This window comes from Tenuifilum sp., from assembly GCF_037481895.1.
GTDB classification, from domain to species: domain Bacteria; phylum Bacteroidota; class Bacteroidia; order Bacteroidales; family Tenuifilaceae; genus Tenuifilum; species Tenuifilum osseticum.
Map to the genome: position 1 here is coordinate 18,813 of NZ_JBBFKU010000013.1, position 18,826 is coordinate 37,638.

The following is an 18,826-nucleotide window of genomic DNA, read 5'->3' on the forward strand; positions in this document are numbered from 1 at the left end:
AACCTGCCTTTTTTGTTTTCTTGGTGTATATTTACCGCAAATTTTCAACATGGAACCCATTGTAAAAACAATAGCACCCAACATCAACGATGAATTTCTCAAACACATTACAAGTAAGGTAATGGATGGGCAACGTATACAGCCAAACGAGGCTGTGTACCTTTACGAGAAAGCCGATTTAGCCCTACTATCACAATTGGCAAATATTACAAGTAGCAGGATAAATGGCGATTACGTTCTTTTTAACAAGAACTTCCACATAGAGCCAACCAACCTGTGTGTTTTTAACTGCAAATTCTGTTCGTACCATAAGGGTGCTGGCGACCCTGAGAGCTGGGTTTATAATCTTGACGATATCAAAAAAATTGCCCGCAACTACCAAAATAGCGATGTTACGGAAGTACACATTGTTGGCGGTGTTCACCCAAAATGGGATTTGGACTACTACGGGAAAATGATCAAAACCGTTAAGGAGATACTTCCGAACATTCACGTTAAAGCCTTCTCGGCCATTGAACTCGACTATGTGATTCGTAAAAGCAAACTTTCGTACGCGGAGGGTTTGAGGAAACTCAAAGAGTATGGTTTAGATTCCATCCCCGGAGGGGGTGCTGAGATTTTCGACCCGGCCGTGAGAGCCAAAATATGCCCCGATAAAGCATCGGGCGAGGTATGGCTAGCAATCCACAAAGCAGCACATCAAAATGGCATACAATCCAATGCCACCATGCTTTACGGCCACATTGAGAGCTACAAGCATAGGGTACAACACATGGAGGCCATCCGCAACCTTCAGGACGAAACCCATGGGTTTAACTGCTTTATCCCTCTTAAGTTCCGTTCCGCAAACAACCCAATGGGATACCTAGGCGAGGTTAACCTAACCGAGGACCTTCGCAATTTTGCAGTATCCCGAATCTTTATGGACAATATTAAGCATCTAAAGGCTTACTGGCCAATGCTCGGGATACAGAACACCCGCCTTGCAATCCATTTTGGCGCCGATGATATTGACGGAACTATCGACGATACCACAAAGATATACTCCATGGCCGGAGCCGAAGAGCAAAAGCCAGTTATGACAGTTAACCGGTTGACACAACTAGTAAGAGAAGCGGGTAAGATTCCGGCCGAGCGCGATTCGCTATATAATATTATTAAGGTATACAGCTAATTGGTAGCATTATTACATGTTTATGCTATTTTTGTATCATGTTTAATTACCTTGCATTATGACAACCAAAACTGCATTCGAGAAAGTAAAACAGTACCTTCTGAAGATATACAAAATCCCCTACGTTAACACCATAATAAATGGATTAGGGTTGATTCTTGGAGTACTTATTGTACTTATGATCTTTCTGAGGATATACACCAGGCATAACCAGGAACAACCCACACCCTCACTTTTGGGTATGGCAGTAGAGGAAGCAGCTGAGGTGATTGCCGATAACAACCTGAGTATTGAAATAGCCGATTCGGTTTACATATTTAACAAGAAACCGGGAAGCGTAATTTCCCAGAACCCCGAACCTGGCACCATGGTTAAAAAGAACCGAAGGGTATTTGTTACTATCAATGCCAAAAACCCTATCAAAATTGAAATCCCTAATATTGTTGGCTACACGCTGAGACAAGCAAAGGCTATCCTTGAGCAGGAAGGCTTTGAGGTTGGCACCCTATACTTCCGCCCCGACCTAGGGCTAAACAATGTTCTTGAACAACGTTTTGAAGGCAAAACTGCGGAACCTGGCACACGCATCCCCAAGGGCTCAAAAATTGACCTGGTTTTAGGTCAGGGCATGCAGGGTGAACGTACAGGAATACCACTACTCATAGGTCTTAAGCTTAACGATGCAGTAAGCAGAATAATTGAGGCATCGCTCAATGTTGGTAGAATAAGGTACGACGAAACAATAATTACGCACAACGACTCGTTAGATGCTAGGGTGTATAGCCAGTACCCTGCCTACATGGAGAACGCAACCCTTGGCTTTGGAACTAGGGTTGATATATGGTTAACACTAAACCAAGCACGTATACCAAAGATTGAGCGTGCAGACTCGGCTAACACAATGCCGGCTAAGCATGCCGATGAAATTATTGAATAGCAATACAATGCGGAAAGCATTAACCATTCTAGTATTCATATTTGTATCATCCCTATGCTACGGGCAGGAGGTTCTGGTTAACCTTTCGGGCTATCGTACCATAAGTGATGTTACAAAGAAAAGTAATTACACAAAAACGAATCTGTCATTACCATTTTTCGACGATTTTGCCCGAAACACTCCCTATCCCACCCTAGAGCTCTGGGAACCTAGCAATGCGATATCCAATAAAACCTATGCCATAAACCCTCCTACCGTTGGGGTGGCAACATTCGATGCAGTAAACCGCAAGGGAGTTTTACATCAGCACCTAACCACCACCCCGCAACCTGCCGATACGCTTACATCGCTCCCCATAAACCTTAACTACCCTGCAACCGATAGCATATACCTATCGTTCAGCGTTCAACCCGGAGGGTTGGGTTACCAACCTAGCCCCAATGACTCGCTGGTGCTTGAACTATTTAGCCCATCGGAAAACCGCTGGGTTAGAGGCTGGGCTTCATCGGTTGACTTCAACGCTAACAAGATCGCTTTTTATAACCACCTGCTCAACCATAAGGATGAGAAAAGTTCCACTAAGCTCGACTCAACATTCTTTACAGTTAACATCAACATTGATAATCCCATTTTCTTAGAAAACGGTTTCCGTTTTCGCTTTATTGGGTATGCTTCGCTTATGGAGAATGCCACTGTGCCCGGCTACAAAACCAACTCCGACCATTGGCATATTGATATGGTTTACCTGAACAGGCTACGTAACTGGGACGACACCATATACAACGACATTGCGTTCCGCAAACCAATAAAATCGATACTGAAGAACTACACATCGGTTCCATGGACACATTTTGCTGATGCTGAGGCTTCTGAAATTAAGAATCCCCGCGAGTTTTCTATTGTTTACAACAACCTTGGTCCCACCACATGGAACGTTACCCGCCGCTTTGCGGTTACCAACCTTTCAACCGGCAATGAGTACGCCTTTTCTGGAGGAGCCGAAAACATTTATGGATATGAGGAATTCACATACACCCGACCGTTCGACTACACCTTCGCCTCTGCTTGGCCCGACTCCGCCAAATTCCTGCTCAAAACTTTTCTCCAAACCGATTTTGATGAATCAACCAAGCACTTAAGGTACAACGACACGCTGGTTCACCAGCTCAACTTTTATAACTTCTACGCCCTCGACGATGGTTCGGCCGAAAGCGGCTATGGACTTTTTGGCGAGGGTACCATTAACGCCATGATTGCCCAAAAGTTTTACAGCTACAAGGCCGACAACCTGGTAGGCGTAATGATTTACTTTAACCGCAGCTACCAGGATGCCAATAACCAGCCCTTTAAAATATCCATTTGGGCCGACAACAATGGCAAACCGGGGGAACTACTCTACCAGAAAAGCACAACCCGCCCCCTATTCACCGATAGTCTGAACTGCTTTACTGTTTACCGTACCGACCCCGTTTCGATACCTGTTGGCAACTTCTACATAGGATGGCAGCAAAGTACCATTGAGTTTTTGAATGTTGGATTTGACCGCAACACAAATAGTCGGGAGAGGATTTTCCACACCCTACCCGGTTACTGGACAAACACCCAGTTTGAGGGAACTATAATGATCAGACCTATTTTTGGTAAGCTTTACCAAAATCCTACCACTGCACCTATATCTACTATCAGTAACATCAGGGTTTATCCGAATCCGGCAAGTGAAAGGATATACATCGATGTTGGTAATGGAATTGCTGTAAATTCATACCAGCTAATTGCTATAACCGGTCAGGTAATTGAGTCTAAATCGGTTTATCAGAACGAACCTATCGATGTTGAACACATCCCAACAGGAATGTACCTACTAAAGGTGAACCTTGCCAACGGACAGTCCCTTACTTCCAAAGTGATTATTAAGCAATGAACCAAAATCGGCTGCTTGACCCCGACGATGATTTGGAAAACGGAACGGCGGAACAGGCCGACCTGTATGAACATTTCCGTATTGAGGTTGATAAGGGACAAACACCAACGCGAATCGATAAATTCCTTACCGATAAGATACGGAATGTGAGCCGCAACCGTATTCAGGGGGCTGCCGATGCAGGCAATATACTGGTTAACGGAAAGGCCGTTAAATCGTCGTACAAGGTAAAGCCGCTCGACATCATTTCCATTGTTCTGGCTTACCCACCCCGCGAAACCGATATCAAACCCGAGAATATCCCCATCGACATAGTTTATGAGGACGAGGCTTTGCTTGTGGTGAACAAGCCTGCAGGAATGGTTGTGCATCCGGCACATGGTAACTTCACAGGAACATTAGTTAATGCCCTACTTTACCACCTGCGCGACGTTCCGCTCTTCAAGAGCGGCGAAGTAAGGCCCGGGCTGGTTCACCGTATCGACCGCAACACATCGGGGTTGCTGGTTATTGCCAAAACCGAGATGGCCATGAATCACCTGGCCCGGCAGTTCTTTGAGCGAAGCACTGACAGGCTATACATTGCGCTTGTATGGGGCGATATGGAAACCGATAGTGGAACGATTACCGGACATATAGGTCGTAGTATCCGTGACCGAAAAAAAATGCAGGTATTCCCCGATGGCGAGCAAGGGAAGCATGCTGTAACGCACTGGAAGGTAATTGAGCGATTTGGGTTTGTAACCCTTATTGAATGTAAGCTGGAAACTGGCCGTACGCACCAAATACGTGCCCACATGGAGTACATCAGGCATCCACTTTTCAGCGATGAGGTTTACGGAGGTGATAAAATCCTAAAGGGCAACCTAACCACAAAGTACAAGCAGTTTCTGGAGAACTGCTTTGAGCTATGCCCCCGCCATGCCCTGCACGCCAAAACGCTCGGGTTTACCCACCCACTCACCAACAAGAAAATGCACTTTGACTCGCAGCTACCATACGACATGTCTGCGCTAATTGAGAAATGGAGAGCATACGGCAAAGGGATTTAGTAAAGGTTTGAAATAATTCCATTTGCAGTTTAGATCTACCTTCTGATCAGCTAACATATTCTCAATTTTAATCAATGGCTTGTAAAACTAAACGAATTACCCGGTTCTACTTATCCGCTCCAGCTGACTGAAGTTAAGGATTTCAACCCTATTACCGCTTATATCAATAATTCCATCGTTCTTAAATTCCTTGATGGCGCGTATAACGCTCATAACCGAAACCCCAGTATATTCGGCCAAATCCTTACGGCTAAGGGTAAGGTTAAAGGGATTAGCCTTGTAAACCACTCTGGAGAGATAAAGGAGCGTATCGGCAAAACGGCCATTTATTTGCTTATGGGTGAGGCTTACCAGCCTGTCGTAGTTGTAAAGCGTACACTGATTAAGCTGGTTTACCACCTCGGCGGCAAATTCGCCATTCTCGTGAATAAGCTTTTCAAAAGCATGCCTGTCGATGGCGCATATGGTTGTATCGTCAAGCGCAGCTACGGAGTAGTCCAGAATCTGGTTCTTGAAAAGGAAGGGTAAACCAATCAAGCTGCCCACACCAAATATGCTCAAAATAAGGTTACTGCCATCGGGCAACTCCTTGTAAACCTTAACCATCCCGCTTTGCAAGTAAAGAATATGGGTATAAAAGTTCCCTTGCTTGGCAATCATCTCCCCCTTGCGGTACGATATTTCAGCCCTGTTGCTATTAGCAAAATCAAGCTGAGAGTCGCTCAGCTGCCTAAAACATTCCGACTTGTTATTGCAAAGCAGGCATGATTTTTTAGACTCAACCATCTGTTAATTAAATTACAATTCAAGAAACGGTGATGTAAATCATCGTTTTTATCAACATATGTTAATTGAAAACCTTTGCAAATTTAATCTTTTTACCCTAATATGTTACTGCTTTAATTATTTGTTAGTCAAATAACATGTCTACTTTTACATATCTATATATCTGTTTATTTTAATTCACAAAACAAACTATAAACCAATGAATATCAGAAATGTAGTAAACCTGTTTGTTTTACTTTTCCTGATTTGGTTGCTGCTTACCGGTACGTTTGAGCTTACAAGTCTACTATTGGGCTTGGCGCTTGCCGTTACTCTTGCCCTAATTTTCGGGAAGAATAGCAACGTTTTTGGGAGGTTTCGCATGACCCCTAAGGTGTTCGTTTACTCATTAATCTACCTTTTTGTGCTTAGCTGGGAGATAGTAAAATCGAACATCGATGTGGCGCTTAGGGTGTTAAACCCTAAACTTCCCATAAACCCAGGGATAGTAAAGGTTAAAACACGGCTTAAATCGCCCATAGGGCGGATGATTCTGGCAAACTCTATCACCCTGACTCCAGGTACACTTACCATTGACATGAAGGATGATGAGCTGTACATCCACTGGATTGATGTAAAAACGCTTGATACCGAAGAGGCAAGCCGGAAAATTCTGGGAAAATTCGAAAAGTTGCTGGAGGTGATTTATGGTTAACACCATTCTAATTATGGCAGGTGTGCTCATGGCCTTGGGCATCCTGCTGGCATTGCTCCGATTCATAAAGGGTCCCGATGTCACCGACCGAACCATTGCTTTTGATGTGATGACCGTGGCCTCAATATCGGTAATTGCTCTAATCTCCCACTTTGCCGGTAGAATTATCTATCTGGATGTGGCTCTGGTTTACGGCTTACTCAGCTTCCTGAGCGTAGTAGTAATAGGTAGGTATATCGAAAGGGGGTTGTGATGGAAATACGTGAACTTATAGGAGCATCGGTAACCCTTGTGGGTTCCATCTTCATATTTTTAGGTGGCCTTGGCATAGTTCGCATGCCTGACCTGTTCAACCGCATTCAGGCTGGTACCAAGGCGTCGACCCTGGGAACCATTCTTAGCCTAATTGGGCTAGCCATAGTAAATCCTGCCTGGATTTGGAAACTGCTAGTCATTATGTTCTTTGTGCTTATCACCAACCCGGTTTCATCGAACGTGATTTCGCGCGCAGCACACTTTAGGGGTACAAAAATGACCGATAAAACGGTTGCCGACCTCTTGGTGGAAAGCGAAAACAAACCTAAGGAGGAATAGCTATGAGTTTAATTCTTGCAATATTTCTAGGAGTAGTTATCCTTGTGCTGGCAGTAACTGCCATCTACCACAAGAACACAAAGGTGGCCATTATTGCCACTGGGGCAGTTGGGCTTTTTGCATCGGTACTGTACCTTTTACTTGCTGCACCCGATGTAGCACTAACCGAAGCATCGATAGGTAGTGGACTTTCCACGATTATTTTTTTTTACGTTTTAAACAAAATCCGACACTCCAATGATTAAGAAAGGAATACTACTGCTACTACTGGTTGGGTTTGTTGCTGTAATCAGCAGTTTACTAATCAACTTTACCGGGAGCAATGAGCTTAATCCGCTGGCGCGTTACTACGCAGAAAACGGGCCTGCCGAAGTGGGTGCAGCCAACCTGGTAACTGCCGTGGTAGTTACCTATCGTGGATTCGACACCCTAGGCGAGGTCACCATTTTGTTCATTGCTGCGGCAATTGTGGGCTTCTTTCTAAAAGTAATGAATGCCGATAATGGTAGGCCCAACAAGCTAAGGAAAACAAGCGAGATTCTGGAAACAGCGTCCACCCTGCTTGTGCCAACCATTTTCATGCTGGGTGTTTACATTTTTGTTAATGGGCACCTTACCCCTGGCGGAGGTTTTCAAGGTGGCGCTGTTATTGCCACAGGTGTTATGATGATAATACTTGCCCAACCCACCTCAAGGTTTAACCACAAGCTGATATCGGTTCTTGAATCGGTATCAGGGGTTGGATTTGTTGCAATGGGAATACTGGGCCTTATTCTGGCTAGCGGTTTCCTAAACAACGCTTTTTTACCACTGGGCAAACTCGGAAGCCTTTTAAGCGCAGGCGCCATTCCAATAATATATGTTTTCATTGGCATTAAGGTTGGCTCTGAGCTAACTGGCATACTCGATTCACTTAAGGAAAACCAAAACGAGATTTAGCTATGGCGCAATACCTTACACTTGAGTTTCTTGCCATGCTTATAGGCTTTATGCTGATAGTAGTTGGCTTATGGGGTATGATTACCCAGAAAAACCTGATAAAGATTGTGATTGGTTTCAGCCTGTTCGATACTGGCCTTAACATAGTGATTGTTAGCATGGCTTATATTAAAAACAGCACCGCACCAATTATCGATAAGGCTGTAGATGTGTCGCAAGCTGCAAGCAAAGTAGCAGACCCTGTGCCACAAGCGCTTGTTCTCACATCAATTGTAATTGGACTGGGCGTTACAGCCCTAATGCTTGCATATGTTTTGCGAATGTATAGGGAGAAAAAATCACTTGATATTAACTCATACACCGATTTGAAATGGTAAACCCAATACATATAGTTTCCATAGCGCTGGGAGTAGCTTTTGCGCTTGGATTTTTAGGGAAAAGGGAGAAGTTAGCCCTTGGGGTTGTTTACACCGCCCTGGCAGCCATGATTGCCATATCGGCAGGTTGGTTAAGCCATTTCTGGGGCAATGCAACAGAATCTGTTCAGATTTTTACCGGGGGATTTAAACCACCCTTTGCCATTAACCTGCAAATGGGCTTAGCCGAATCGATATTTACGCTTCTTATTAATACAGTTGGATTACTTGGCGCAATCTACCTGGCTAAAGAGCTATTGCAGGCTGGCAAAAACATGATGATTGTGTTTCTAGTACTAGTATTAGGCCTAAATGTAATGGTAATGACTCGCGACCTCTTCAACCTATTTGTTTTTATGGAGATACAGAGCATTGCCATTGCGGGTTTGGTAATACTTAACCCTGACCGTAAATCGATTCCGGCAGGTTTTAAGTATGTTATTGCCACCGGCTTAATCTCAGGACTGCTACTACTCGGAACAGTTTTCATTTACTACTTTGGTGGCACACTGAATATCGACTTTATAAGCCAGGCGTCGCTTTTATACGTTAAAGGTGGATATGTAGCAATTTTTCTAGTCCTACTATCCATTGTTTTGGAGCTAAAACCCTTCCCAGCCAATGGATGGGCGCTAGATGTGTATGAAGGTGCACATCCAGGAATTGGAGCTTTAATATCAGCGGCATCGGCCACTGCAGGAATTTTTGTTCTGGACAAGCTGATGGTGTTTGGAAATTTTACCCTTTTCAATACCCTAAGCATAATTGGAGCCATAACCTTTATGGCATCGAACCTGCTTGGGATTAAGCAGGAAAACACCAGGCGGCTTTTGGGCTACTCATCGGTAGGGCAAATTGGTTTAATTATGACCATAATAGGGTTAAAACCTTACCTTGGTGAGAATACAAAGTTCATTGCATTGGCCATCCTCCTCTCGCATTACCTGGCTAAAGCTGGTTTGTTTTGGCTTGCAGGCATTGTAAATGCGGATAAGTTAAAGGATTGGGGTGCAATTAGAGGCCATCGAATCTACCTTTTCCTGATGGGAACTTTTATTTTTACTCTGGTTGGATTCCCTCCATTCCCATCGTTTTTTGGGAAATGGCAACTGGTAATGCAACTGGCAAGTAACCACCATTTCTGGTTACTAGCAATAATTCTGCTTGGGTCGCTCTTTGAAGGGGTTTACCTGTTCCGGTGGTTGGGTTATGCAATCAAATGGGACGAGGTAGAACAGAATTACCCTAAAATCAAACTACATCAGTTTATACCTACTGCATTATTTGCTGGGTTGACATACGCTTTAGGATTTTATTTTGGAGAGATTGCAGGTTACAAATCTACCTTTATATATATGGCTACCGCATTCATTGCATTCCTTTACATAGTTGACTTTTTACCTGTTTACATCAAAAACACCTTAGCCATTGGAGCAATGGCGTTGTACTACTTTTCACATCAGGATACATTCCATGGGTTAACCAGTATCTTCTTTATCATTTTTGTAGTTGGCGGTATAATTACTCTCCTGGCCGGATACACTTTTAAGGGTAAACGTACTGGATTTTACCCGCTTGTAATGATGATGTTTGCTGGATTAATAGGGCTACTCGAGGCTAAAACCACACTGGAATTCTTCTTTGCCTGGGAGTTAATGACTGCAGGCTCTTACTTCTTGATTATCAGGGGTAAAAAATCGATGGAGCATGCATTAAGCTACATCCTTTTCTCGGTTGGGGGAGCCTACTTAATCCTGGCTGGTTTTAGCATTGCACAGCTAGGCCATACTGGTATGGGGCTTGAAATATTAAAGGACATACATTACTATGCTCCTATTGCATTTACCCTAATGGCAATAGGTTTCATGACCAAACTTGCGTCAATAGGCCTTCATATTTGGCTACCAGGCGCGCACGCCGAGGCCGAGGCCGATGTATCGCCAATGGTTTCGGCAATTCTCCTGAAAGCTGGAGTGTTAGGATTGGTAATGCTATTCCTAAGCATGGGACCACAAAAACTATTTGGCATCGATGTCCTTTATGCGCTAAGCTGGGTAGGTGTTCTTACCGCTCTTATGGGTAATATGATGGCGGCATTCCAGGAAGACGCTAAAAGGCTATTAGCATATTCAAGCATAGGCGTATTGGGATATGCACTTTTTGGTTTAACCATGATGTCGCACCTTGGTTGGTTAGCATCCCTTTCAATTGTGGTCACACACTTCATGTTCAAATCCTTACTATTCTTAGCAATTGGAGGTGTAGTAATGCGAACCAAAACCAAGTATATGTATCAGATGGGTGGTTTGATCAAGCAAATGCCTTTTTCGTTTGTATCGGTACTGATTGGTATCATAGTAATTGCAGGATTGCCACCCTTAACAGGTTTTGGCGGTAAATGGTTAATGTTCAACGCCATCATGCAAAACGGATGGTACTTTCAGGCCGGAATTGCTTTTTTTGCAGGGGTAATCTCGTTCCTGTATTGTTTTAGGCTTATTCACACTATCTTTTTGGGGCAACCCAAGGATGAACTCCGAAACGTCAAGGAAGCTCCTTTTTGGATGCTTGTTCCTCAATATATAATAATTACAGTACTATTGGTTCTTTCAGCGCTACCAAACTCAATGCTAAAACCAATTGGGCAAATTCTGTTAAACTACTTCCCTGAAGGTGCATTGGTTTGGCATGGGCAATTAGCTATTGGACCATTTGGGTATTGGAATGGTAAACTTATACTAGCCATAGTGGTGCTTATCTTTGGTGCCGTCTTTGCATGGCTGTACATCATAAACCGGAAAGCCCAAAAGGTAAAGCAGTTCAATATTGTATATTCTGCTGAACGTCCATTCCGCCCTGAAACCACCCATTTTGCATATAACTTTTACGCACCCTATAAAAAGGCCGTTGGATTCCTAGTAGCTCCGGGTATAACCAACTTTTGGGATGCTGTTGGCGAAGGCGCACATGCTATAGCCGATAAAATCAGGAGCATCTACAATGGTAATGGACAAACTTACCTAGTTCACATCCTAGGGTTTACTGTAATAGTTTACATCTTAATTAACGGAGGATTCTAAATGGAATTTGGAATTAAACAAATACTATACTTGCTGCTAACCCTTTTTATAGTTTTAAATTACGGGCTAATTCTTCAGGGCATTATGCCCAAAATAGCAGCAAGAGTTGGGAGACGTTATGGTATAAGATGGTATCAACCATACCTCGACTTAATAAAGAATCATGCCAAAAGGAGCAAAATTACACATGGTGTAATGTACTACTTAGGCCCAGTTTTTAGACTTACCGGAGGAATTGGACTTCTTTTTTTCCTTCCTGTAATATATGGTTCCCCTATGTTTGATAATCTATCGTTTGCTGGGGACCTTACCCTTGTTCTTTTCTTTCAATTCTTTGGTGTATTGGGTATGGCCTTAGGGGCAGGTGAAGGTGGACATCCATATTCGGCAATTGGGGTTTCCAGAGGTCTTTCGCAGGTTACTGCACTTGAGCTACCTCTTACCCTGGGAGTAATATCAATAGCCATGCAGTACCATACCCTCAATATTAGCGATATTGTTGCAGCGCAACAAGGCGGTATATTGAACTGGACCATTTTTACTAATCCCTTTGCCGGTGCCGCTCTAATGCTCACCTTTTTAGGTTCCATGGGACGTGCTCCCTTTGATGTTGTTTTAGCGCCACAGGAAATTCCTATTGGCCCACCCACAGAGTACCATTCTGGATTTCTAGGTGTGCTGCAGCTTAACCGAGCTATTTTCCCTGTGGCAAAACTAATCCTATTCATGAACTTACTGTATGGAGGTGCAACCAGTTGGCCCGAGCTATTCATTAAAACCTTTTTCATATACCTATGGTCAATTTTTGTTGGGGTTGCCTTTCCCCGCTTCAGGGTTGACCAAAGCGTTCGCTGGTTCTTAGGCGTTCCACTACTTTTTGGAATTATAGCCATTCTTTTAATCTGATTATGAAATAAGTAATATCACTATAACCATGAGTAAAAGTGATTTAGAGAAAAGGACAGTAATGTCGCCCGATGGGGAACCAATAGAGATAAATCCGCTTCAGGACTACTTTTGCGACGCTCGTCCAAAAGTTCACGAACCGGTACTTCCCATATTTGAAAAATTTTTGAACTGGGCCCGCTCGGAATCGTTATGGGTGTTAGGCTTTGGTACCGGTTGCGGTGCCATTGAGATGCGTCCGCTCATGACCCCACGGTTCGATGCGTACCGTTTTGGCATACAGTGGCGCCCCACACCCCGTCAATCGTCGGTATTCATTATATCAGGATATCTTTCCGTTAAAACCCTGAAAAGGGTTATCCGCAGCTACGAGCAGATGCAAAATCCAAAGTTTGTTATTGCTCTAGGTAGTTGCACAATAAACGGCGGAATGTATTGGGACAGCTACAATACCATCAAAAGACTCGACCATTACTTACCGGTTGATGTTTATATTGCAGGCTGCATGCCACGCCCCGAAGCTATTCTGGCTGGGTTTGAGAAGCTGAAAGAGCTTATTCGCCAGGGCAAGGGTGAAGGGGCTAACCTTTATGCCAAAAACTTTGACTGGTATAAGGCAAATCAGAAAAAGATAATTAAGGATTGGGATATGCCCGATTATAACTGGTAAAAGTTACGACCATGAACACACTACTTGATAACATAAAAACCGTTTTCCCTAATGCCGAAGTGTGGACACAGCGTCAAGGGCTCTACCACATGAGCATTCCAAAGGAACAACTGGTAACACTGGTTACTCACCTCAAGGAGGTTGAAGGCTACCTTCATCTGGTTCAGCTTACTGCCGTGGATTGGATTGAAAAAAATCAATTCCAGCTCACCTACATCCTTAACAATCCAAACAAAAGGATTGATGTAATGGTTAAAACTTTTATTCCTAGGGATAATCCCACGATGGAAACCATTCATCACCTTTGGGAACAAGCTGCAACCTACCAGCGTGAGCTCCGCGAAATGTTTGGCATTGACTTTCCCGGTAGCCCAAGGGTTGATAAGCCCTTTATACTGGAGGGTTGGGACAACATCCCACCCTACCGCCGCGACTTTGATACCAAGAAGTACGCCGAGGAAACCTACTTCCCTCGTCCGGGAAGGGAAACTCATGATCCAAAGGAGTATATGAAGAAAAAACTTTACCCCGATGAAATTTAGCAAACTGTTCAAGATAAACGAGGATAGAAGCCTTTACCCACCGCTTAACAGCGAGGGCAAGGTAGATATTGACCTTAGCTCACATAAGTATGTGAAGCTATGGCATGGCCCACAACACCCGGGCATAACAGGGAACATGTCGCTTGAGTTAACCCTTCTGGGCGACGAGATTATGGATTGCGAAACCCACGTAGGATACCTACACCGCGGTTTTGAGAAGCTGATGGAGCGCCGCAAATGGATTCAGTGCTTCCCCATTGTTTGCCGAATTACCGTTCCTGAACCCGACTTCAACGAGTACTGTTTTGCTGCTGGGGTTGAGGAGTTGGCTGGGATTGAGATTCCTGAAACAGCCCAATGGCTTAGAACTCTTACATTGGAAATGGCACGCCTGCAAAGCTACCTGATGTGGATAGGCGGACAAGCTGGCTCGCTGGGAATGGGAATAATTGGACAATGGAGCAACTACTGCCGTGACCTGGTTCTCGACCGCTTTGAGGAACTTACCGGTGGACGTATATATCACATGTATATCATACCCGGAGGAGTTCGAGGACTTTTGCCCGATGGATTTGAAGCACGCATGGAAGAAACCCTCAAAACAATCGAGGAGTTTATGGTTGATATTGACAGGGTGATGTTCAACAATGCAGTTTTCAAGAAACGCACTGTTGGTATGGGATATATCGACCCTAAATGGATTTACCAGTTTGGCATTACCGGCCCTAACGCACGTGCGGCCGGCATCCCCGATGATGTTCGTAAAAAGTACCCTTACCTGAAATACCCCGAGCTCGACTTTGAACCCGTTGTGGGGAAGGATTCCGATATCTATACCCGAGCCGATGTCCGCCGTCGCGACCTGCTTCTTTCGGTTGACCTCATCCGCCAAATCCTGGCCAAAATGCCAAAAGGTGGCGATTTTAAGGCATCCACTCCCAATGTGCTTCACTGGCAAATACCAGCAGGCGAAACCTTTATCCGTTCCGAATGTACACGCGGCGAGTTTGCCTACTACATTGTTTCCGATGGCAGCGAGTACCCCCGCCGTATTAATGTTCGCGGTCCAAGCTACACCCATGCCGTTGCATTGCTTGAAAAAATGATAATCAATACCAACCTTGCCGATGTGGCTGGCCTTATGACCTCGTTGCACACCTATCCACCTGAAATTGAAAGGTAATTTATTGAAATGTAAGTAAAGTATGGCACGAATAAAAGATATCATAAGCCCCTTTACCGCATGGAAAAATGTGGTTAAAGAGCCTGTAACCATTAAGGAACCCCTCAAGAGAGAGGCTGCACCCAGATACCGGGGTTTCCACAAGAACGATGTTGATACCTGCATAGGGTGCGGAACATGCGAGTCAATATGCCAGAATGCAGCAATCGATATGGTTCCGGTTGAGGGCATTGAGACAAAAAATGGTGATAGCGGGTTAAGACCCCGTATCGACTATGGTCGCTGTTGCTGGTGCGCCCTTTGCGTTGATGTTTGCACCACAGGCTCACTGTCCATGTCGAATCACTTCAAGTGGGTCGACTCAGACCCAGATGTATTCCGGTTTATTCCCGGAGTCGACAAAAAAGAATGGGACGACGAACCCAATGGCTACAAGAAACCTGGGCCAAACTACGAGCTCTACAGCAAGGAGCGCGTTCACATGCCCGAGCTTAAACCCGAGGAACGCGACAAGTCGTTCATTGAAATTGTTCGCGGCTATTCCAGGGAACAGGCCATAAAGGAAGCTGACCGCTGCGTAGAATGTGGAATTTGCGTTGCAACCTGCCCGGCACATATGGGAATTCCAGAATACATTAAAGCAATACGAAACGACGACCTGAACGAAGGGTTACGCATACTCTACGACACCAACCCGCTGCCAGAGATTTGCGGCCGCATTTGTACACATAAGTGCGAAACTGTTTGCTCCGTGGGGCATCAGGGCGACCCGCTCTCCATACGCTGGCTTAAACGCTACATTGCCGACCAGCAACCCGCGGAGAATTACAAACAAATTCTGGAAACCGAGAACATCAGCAAGAATGGTAAGCGGATAGCCATTATTGGAGCTGGACCTGCTGGCCTATCGGCTGCCCATTACCTTGCCCTAATGGGCTACGAGTGCACCATTTTCGAGAAATTACCGTTTCCCGGCGGAATGATGCGCTATGGAATTCCTGAGTACCGTCTACCCTACGATGCCCTTGACAAGGACATTGATTATATCAAATCGCTGGGCGTTGAAATCCGGTGCAATACTACCGTGGGTAAGGATATCACTCTGGAGGAACTGCACAACCAGTTCGACGCTGTGTTTACCGGAACAGGCTTACACCTTGGTCGTAGCACCCGCATTCCCGGTACTGACCATCCCCATGTTTACCAGGCTGTTGACCTGCTCCGCGATGTAACCATGGGCAAGGAAATTCCTGCTGCCCCGAGTATTGTGGTTATTGGTGGCGGTAACGTAGCCATGGATATCACCCGAACACTTGCCCGAATCCAGAACCAGAGGTATGGCAAGGTGAATATCATAACCACCTCGCTGGAATCGGAAAATGAGATGCCAGCTGACCGCGAGGAAGTTGTTGAGGCCCGCGAGGAAGGTGCCACAATCATTCCCGGATGGGGACCCGTTAAAATCGAAATTGAAAACAACAAAATAAAAGGCTTACACGTAGTTAAGTGCGTTTCAGTGTTCGATGAGAATCGCCGTTTCAACCCCAAGTTTGATGACACCCAAACCGATTTCTTTGCCGGCGAAATGGTGGTTGAGTCCATTGGACAGGGAATGGATTTAAGCTACCTACCCGAGAGCATCAAGGATAATCTTAAACTCGACAGCCGCGGACGAATAGTAGTTAATGACTACTTCCAGTCAAGCGTCGAATGGCTCTTTGTGGGTGGCGATATCATTCAGGGCCCCGATGTTATACATGGTATTGCAAACGGCCATAAAGCAGCCATTGGAATCGATAGGTTCCTGGGTGGCAAAAAGTAAAAGAAGTCAATCAACTTAAACTTAAAACGATATGGCAGACCTATCAACCACATACATGGGCTTCAAGCTGAAGAACCCATACATTGCATCGAGCTCTGGACTTACCGACTCGGTTGAAAAAGCAGCCCTGCTCCAGAAACATGGATTTGCCGCCATTGTGGTTAAATCGCTCTTTGAAGAGCAAATCATGATGGATGTTGATGCCCAACGCATGAACAACATGTTCAACTCCTACAGCGAAGCCGAGGACTACATTGCATACTACACCCGCAAGCATGCCCTTAGCAACTATGTTGAACTAATTGATGGCATGAAGCAAAAGCTAAGTATACCGGTAATTGCAAGCATCAACTGTAGTAGCGCCGATAGCTGGATTGACTTTGCAGGCGATATTCAAGCCGCCGGTGCCGATGCCATTGAACTCAACATGTTTATAATGCCTTCGGATGTTAAGATGAAAGGCGATGAGATTGAGAAAATTTACATCGATGTTGCCCGCAAGGTAGCACAAACACTATCGGTTCCCGTTGCCATGAAAATACATCACTACTTTTCAGGCATGGCAAACTTTGCCGTGGAACTATCCCGGACCGGAATTAAGGCACTTGTCCTTTTCAACCGGTTTTACCAGCCCGATGTAGACTTGAACACCCTTAAGGTTACCTCAGGCAGCATACTCAGCCATCCCGATGAAAATGCAGAGGTTCGCCGATGGCTTTCCATTCTTTCAGGGCGAGTTGCATGCAACCTGGCAGCCTCAACCGGCATACACGACTGGCAAACAGCGGTCAAGAATATCCTCTTGGGGGCCAATGCGGTTCAGGTGGCTTCGGCTATGTACAAATCGGGCCCCGAGATACTTGAACCATGGATTGAGGAAACCAGTAAATGGCTAGATGCCAATGATTTTGAATCCATTAATTCCATTACTGGCAAGCTACGCCAAGCCGATAGCATAAAACCGCTGGCATACGAGAGAGCACAGTTCATGCGTTACTTCTCCGATGCCCGATAAAAACAAAAGATTACTTCAAAAAGAGTCGCAGTTTCCGCCTGCGACTCTTTTATTTTTGCCAAAATTCTTGCAGCTTTGCAATGAATTTAAAACACTATGAACACAAAGCTCAACATCGCCATAATGGCTGGAGGTAACTCATCGGAGGCCAACATATCCATGCGTAGCGCCACCCAGATTGCCGGTTGGCTCGACCCCGAACAATTCAATGCATACAAAATACTCGTAAAAGGTACTACCTGGACACTTGAACACCCCCAGAAAGGTCAAATACCTGTCAATAAAAACGATTTCACCGTTGATATTGATGGACAAAAACTATCGTTCCACTGCGCCCTGATAGCCATACATGGCACTCCCGGCGAGAACGGACTGCTTCAGGCATACTTTGAGATGCTTCAAATTCCCTACACCACAGGAGGAGTTATGAACTCTTCCGTTACCTTTAACAAGTATTACTGCAAGGAGTTAGTTCGCGAAACAGGAGTTAACCTCGCAAAGGGATTGCTGCTCAGGCGCGGTCAAAAAGTAGATGCGCAAGCAATTCTGGACACTTTGGGATTACCCATTTTTGTCAAACCCAATGAGAGCGGCAGCAGCTACGGAGTAAGCAAGGTTAAGCAGGCCTCTGACTTAATGCCCGCCATTGAAAAAGCATTTGCCGAAGATAAAACCATTATACTGGAGGAGTTCATACCCGGCCGAGAATTCACCTGCGGTGTTTTCAAATACCAGAATGGAGAAATGATTATGCCCGTAACCGAGATAGTCCCTGAAACCGAGTTTTTCGATTACGAGGCAAAATACCGAAACAAGTCGAAGGAGATTACCCCTGCCCCAATCCCAGAATCGTTAACCAGTGCCATACAACAATTCACATCAAAGATATACGATCGATTGCAATGCCACGGTGTGGTTCGTGTGGATTATATTGTTAATAATGACAAAATCTATTTCCTTGAGATAAATACCGTGCCCGGCATGAGCGAGGCAAGTATTATCCCCCAGCAGGTTAAGGCCATGGGTGGGAACATGCGCCAATTCTTCACACTGGTCATCTACGATGCCCTTAATCGTAGCAGGGAGTAGCGAAGG

Annotated in this window: 19 protein-coding genes; 18 read left to right on the forward strand and 1 reads right to left on the reverse strand. The window is 45.0% G+C overall.

Going from position 1 to position 18,826, the window contains the following annotated elements:
• The first annotated feature begins 49 nt into the window (after nucleotides 1–49).
• Genes mqnE through WHS63_RS05470 form a run of 4 tightly spaced genes read left to right on the forward strand, consistent with a single transcriptional unit; the run spans nucleotide 50 to nucleotide 5,084 of the window.
• Nucleotides 50–1,174, forward strand: coding sequence for an aminofutalosine synthase MqnE (mqnE, locus tag WHS63_RS05455; protein WP_445204232.1), 1,125 nt, complete (start codon nucleotides 50–52; stop codon nucleotides 1,172–1,174).
• Between the two features lie 58 nt (nucleotides 1,175–1,232).
• Nucleotides 1,233–2,111, forward strand: a complete 879-nt coding sequence (locus WHS63_RS05460) for a PASTA domain-containing protein (protein ID WP_445204233.1) — start codon at nucleotides 1,233–1,235, stop codon at nucleotides 2,109–2,111.
• 7 nt (nucleotides 2,112–2,118) lie between these two features.
• Nucleotides 2,119–4,032: a T9SS type A sorting domain-containing protein gene (locus WHS63_RS05465; RefSeq protein ID WP_445204234.1), complete on the forward strand. Its 1,914-nt coding sequence runs from the start codon at nucleotides 2,119–2,121 to the stop codon at nucleotides 4,030–4,032.
• Entirely contained in the window at nucleotides 4,029–5,084 is a 1,056-nt protein-coding gene (locus WHS63_RS05470; protein WP_445204235.1) for an RluA family pseudouridine synthase, read from the forward strand. Before WHS63_RS05465 ends, WHS63_RS05470 begins: the two co-directional genes overlap by 4 nt.
• Before the next feature lie 96 nt (nucleotides 5,085–5,180).
• Here the strand turns inward: WHS63_RS05470 and WHS63_RS05475 are convergent, their stop codons facing one another.
• The gene (locus WHS63_RS05475) at nucleotides 5,181–5,870 is read right to left on the reverse strand and encodes a Crp/Fnr family transcriptional regulator (protein WP_445198139.1); all 690 of its coding nucleotides are present in this window, start codon (nucleotides 5,868–5,870) and stop codon (nucleotides 5,181–5,183) included.
• 199 nt (nucleotides 5,871–6,069) lie between these two features.
• Here WHS63_RS05475 and WHS63_RS05480 point away from each other — a divergent pair, with 199 nt between their 5' ends.
• The 14 genes from WHS63_RS05480 (at nucleotide 6,070) to WHS63_RS05545 (ending at nucleotide 18,820) form a co-directional block, all read left to right on the forward strand.
• Nucleotides 6,070–6,564, forward strand: a complete 495-nt coding sequence (locus WHS63_RS05480) for a Na+/H+ antiporter subunit E (RefSeq protein WP_445204236.1) — start codon at nucleotides 6,070–6,072, stop codon at nucleotides 6,562–6,564.
• Nucleotides 6,557–6,817, forward strand: coding sequence for a monovalent cation/H+ antiporter complex subunit F (locus tag WHS63_RS05485; protein WP_445198137.1), 261 nt, complete (start codon nucleotides 6,557–6,559; stop codon nucleotides 6,815–6,817). The genes WHS63_RS05480 and WHS63_RS05485 overlap by 8 nt, the downstream gene beginning before the upstream one ends.
• On the forward strand, nucleotides 6,817–7,158 hold the full coding sequence (gene mnhG, locus WHS63_RS05490; protein ID WP_369490266.1) for a monovalent cation/H(+) antiporter subunit G: 342 nt from the start codon (nucleotides 6,817–6,819) through the stop codon (nucleotides 7,156–7,158). Before WHS63_RS05485 ends, mnhG begins: the two co-directional genes overlap by 1 nt.
• A gap of 2 nt (nucleotides 7,159–7,160) precedes the next feature.
• Complete coding sequence (locus tag WHS63_RS05495; protein WP_369490267.1) at nucleotides 7,161–7,403, forward strand: Na(+)/H(+) antiporter subunit B; 243 nt, start codon at nucleotides 7,161–7,163, stop codon at nucleotides 7,401–7,403.
• The gene (locus WHS63_RS05500) at nucleotides 7,396–8,097 is read left to right on the forward strand and encodes a Na(+)/H(+) antiporter subunit B (protein WP_445204237.1); all 702 of its coding nucleotides are present in this window, start codon (nucleotides 7,396–7,398) and stop codon (nucleotides 8,095–8,097) included. The genes WHS63_RS05495 and WHS63_RS05500 overlap by 8 nt, the downstream gene beginning before the upstream one ends.
• A gap of 2 nt (nucleotides 8,098–8,099) precedes the next feature.
• Nucleotides 8,100–8,474 carry a sodium:proton antiporter gene (locus WHS63_RS05505; RefSeq protein ID WP_369490269.1) on the forward strand — a complete coding sequence of 125 codons (375 nt, stop codon included), beginning with the start codon at nucleotides 8,100–8,102 and terminating at the stop codon, nucleotides 8,472–8,474.
• Nucleotides 8,468–11,593 carry a proton-conducting transporter transmembrane domain-containing protein gene (locus WHS63_RS05510; RefSeq protein ID WP_445204238.1) on the forward strand — a complete coding sequence of 1,042 codons (3,126 nt, stop codon included), beginning with the start codon at nucleotides 8,468–8,470 and terminating at the stop codon, nucleotides 11,591–11,593. The genes WHS63_RS05505 and WHS63_RS05510 overlap by 7 nt, the downstream gene beginning before the upstream one ends.
• Complete coding sequence (locus WHS63_RS05515) at nucleotides 11,594–12,499, forward strand: respiratory chain complex I subunit 1 family protein (RefSeq protein ID WP_445198133.1); 906 nt, start codon at nucleotides 11,594–11,596, stop codon at nucleotides 12,497–12,499.
• Between the two features lie 28 nt (nucleotides 12,500–12,527).
• Nucleotides 12,528–13,169, forward strand: a complete 642-nt coding sequence (locus tag WHS63_RS05520; RefSeq protein WP_369490272.1) for a NuoB/complex I 20 kDa subunit family protein — start codon at nucleotides 12,528–12,530, stop codon at nucleotides 13,167–13,169.
• An 11-nt stretch (nucleotides 13,170–13,180) separates the two neighbouring features.
• The gene (locus tag WHS63_RS05525) at nucleotides 13,181–13,711 is read left to right on the forward strand and encodes an NADH-quinone oxidoreductase subunit C (protein WP_445204239.1); all 531 of its coding nucleotides are present in this window, start codon (nucleotides 13,181–13,183) and stop codon (nucleotides 13,709–13,711) included.
• On the forward strand, nucleotides 13,701–14,894 hold the full coding sequence (locus WHS63_RS05530; RefSeq protein ID WP_445204240.1) for an NADH-quinone oxidoreductase subunit D: 1,194 nt from the start codon (nucleotides 13,701–13,703) through the stop codon (nucleotides 14,892–14,894). Before WHS63_RS05525 ends, WHS63_RS05530 begins: the two co-directional genes overlap by 11 nt.
• Before the next feature lie 22 nt (nucleotides 14,895–14,916).
• On the forward strand, nucleotides 14,917–16,716 hold the full coding sequence (locus WHS63_RS05535) for an FAD-dependent oxidoreductase (RefSeq protein ID WP_445204241.1): 1,800 nt from the start codon (nucleotides 14,917–14,919) through the stop codon (nucleotides 16,714–16,716).
• Between the two features lie 31 nt (nucleotides 16,717–16,747).
• Nucleotides 16,748–17,731: a dihydroorotate dehydrogenase-like protein gene (locus WHS63_RS05540; RefSeq protein ID WP_445200240.1), complete on the forward strand. Its 984-nt coding sequence runs from the start codon at nucleotides 16,748–16,750 to the stop codon at nucleotides 17,729–17,731.
• Between the two features lie 96 nt (nucleotides 17,732–17,827).
• Nucleotides 17,828–18,820 carry a D-alanine--D-alanine ligase gene (locus WHS63_RS05545; protein ID WP_445198127.1) on the forward strand — a complete coding sequence of 331 codons (993 nt, stop codon included), beginning with the start codon at nucleotides 17,828–17,830 and terminating at the stop codon, nucleotides 18,818–18,820.
• The last annotated feature ends 6 nt before the right edge of the window (nucleotides 18,821–18,826 follow it).

What these genes read in the sequence shown, in the direction of transcription:
- WHS63_RS05475 (WP_445198139.1), bottom strand. Translation starts at nt 5,870, where the DNA reads ATGGTTGAGTCTAAAAAATCATGCCTGCTTTGCAATAACAAGTCGGAA.
- mnhG (WP_369490266.1), top strand. Translation starts at nt 6,817, where the DNA reads ATGGAAATACGTGAACTTATAGGAGCATCGGTAACCCTTGTGGGTTCC.
- WHS63_RS05460 (WP_445204233.1), top strand. Translation starts at nt 1,233, where the DNA reads ATGACAACCAAAACTGCATTCGAGAAAGTAAAACAGTACCTTCTGAAG.
- WHS63_RS05495 (WP_369490267.1), top strand. Translation starts at nt 7,161, where the DNA reads ATGAGTTTAATTCTTGCAATATTTCTAGGAGTAGTTATCCTTGTGCTG.
- mqnE (WP_445204232.1), top strand. Translation starts at nt 50, where the DNA reads ATGGAACCCATTGTAAAAACAATAGCACCCAACATCAACGATGAATTT.
- WHS63_RS05500 (WP_445204237.1), top strand. Translation starts at nt 7,396, where the DNA reads ATGATTAAGAAAGGAATACTACTGCTACTACTGGTTGGGTTTGTTGCT.
- WHS63_RS05520 (WP_369490272.1), top strand. Translation starts at nt 12,528, where the DNA reads ATGAGTAAAAGTGATTTAGAGAAAAGGACAGTAATGTCGCCCGATGGG.
- WHS63_RS05525 (WP_445204239.1), top strand. Translation starts at nt 13,181, where the DNA reads ATGAACACACTACTTGATAACATAAAAACCGTTTTCCCTAATGCCGAA.
- WHS63_RS05515 (WP_445198133.1), top strand. Translation starts at nt 11,594, where the DNA reads ATGGAATTTGGAATTAAACAAATACTATACTTGCTGCTAACCCTTTTT.
- WHS63_RS05535 (WP_445204241.1), top strand. Translation starts at nt 14,917, where the DNA reads ATGGCACGAATAAAAGATATCATAAGCCCCTTTACCGCATGGAAAAAT.
- WHS63_RS05465 (WP_445204234.1), top strand. Translation starts at nt 2,119, where the DNA reads ATGCGGAAAGCATTAACCATTCTAGTATTCATATTTGTATCATCCCTA.
- WHS63_RS05530 (WP_445204240.1), top strand. Translation starts at nt 13,701, where the DNA reads ATGAAATTTAGCAAACTGTTCAAGATAAACGAGGATAGAAGCCTTTAC.
- WHS63_RS05505 (WP_369490269.1), top strand. Translation starts at nt 8,100, where the DNA reads ATGGCGCAATACCTTACACTTGAGTTTCTTGCCATGCTTATAGGCTTT.
- WHS63_RS05480 (WP_445204236.1), top strand. Translation starts at nt 6,070, where the DNA reads ATGAATATCAGAAATGTAGTAAACCTGTTTGTTTTACTTTTCCTGATT.
- WHS63_RS05470 (WP_445204235.1), top strand. Translation starts at nt 4,029, where the DNA reads ATGAACCAAAATCGGCTGCTTGACCCCGACGATGATTTGGAAAACGGA.
- WHS63_RS05485 (WP_445198137.1), top strand. Translation starts at nt 6,557, where the DNA reads ATGGTTAACACCATTCTAATTATGGCAGGTGTGCTCATGGCCTTGGGC.
- WHS63_RS05510 (WP_445204238.1), top strand. Translation starts at nt 8,468, where the DNA reads ATGGTAAACCCAATACATATAGTTTCCATAGCGCTGGGAGTAGCTTTT.
- WHS63_RS05540 (WP_445200240.1), top strand. Translation starts at nt 16,748, where the DNA reads ATGGCAGACCTATCAACCACATACATGGGCTTCAAGCTGAAGAACCCA.
- WHS63_RS05545 (WP_445198127.1), top strand. Translation starts at nt 17,828, where the DNA reads ATGAACACAAAGCTCAACATCGCCATAATGGCTGGAGGTAACTCATCG.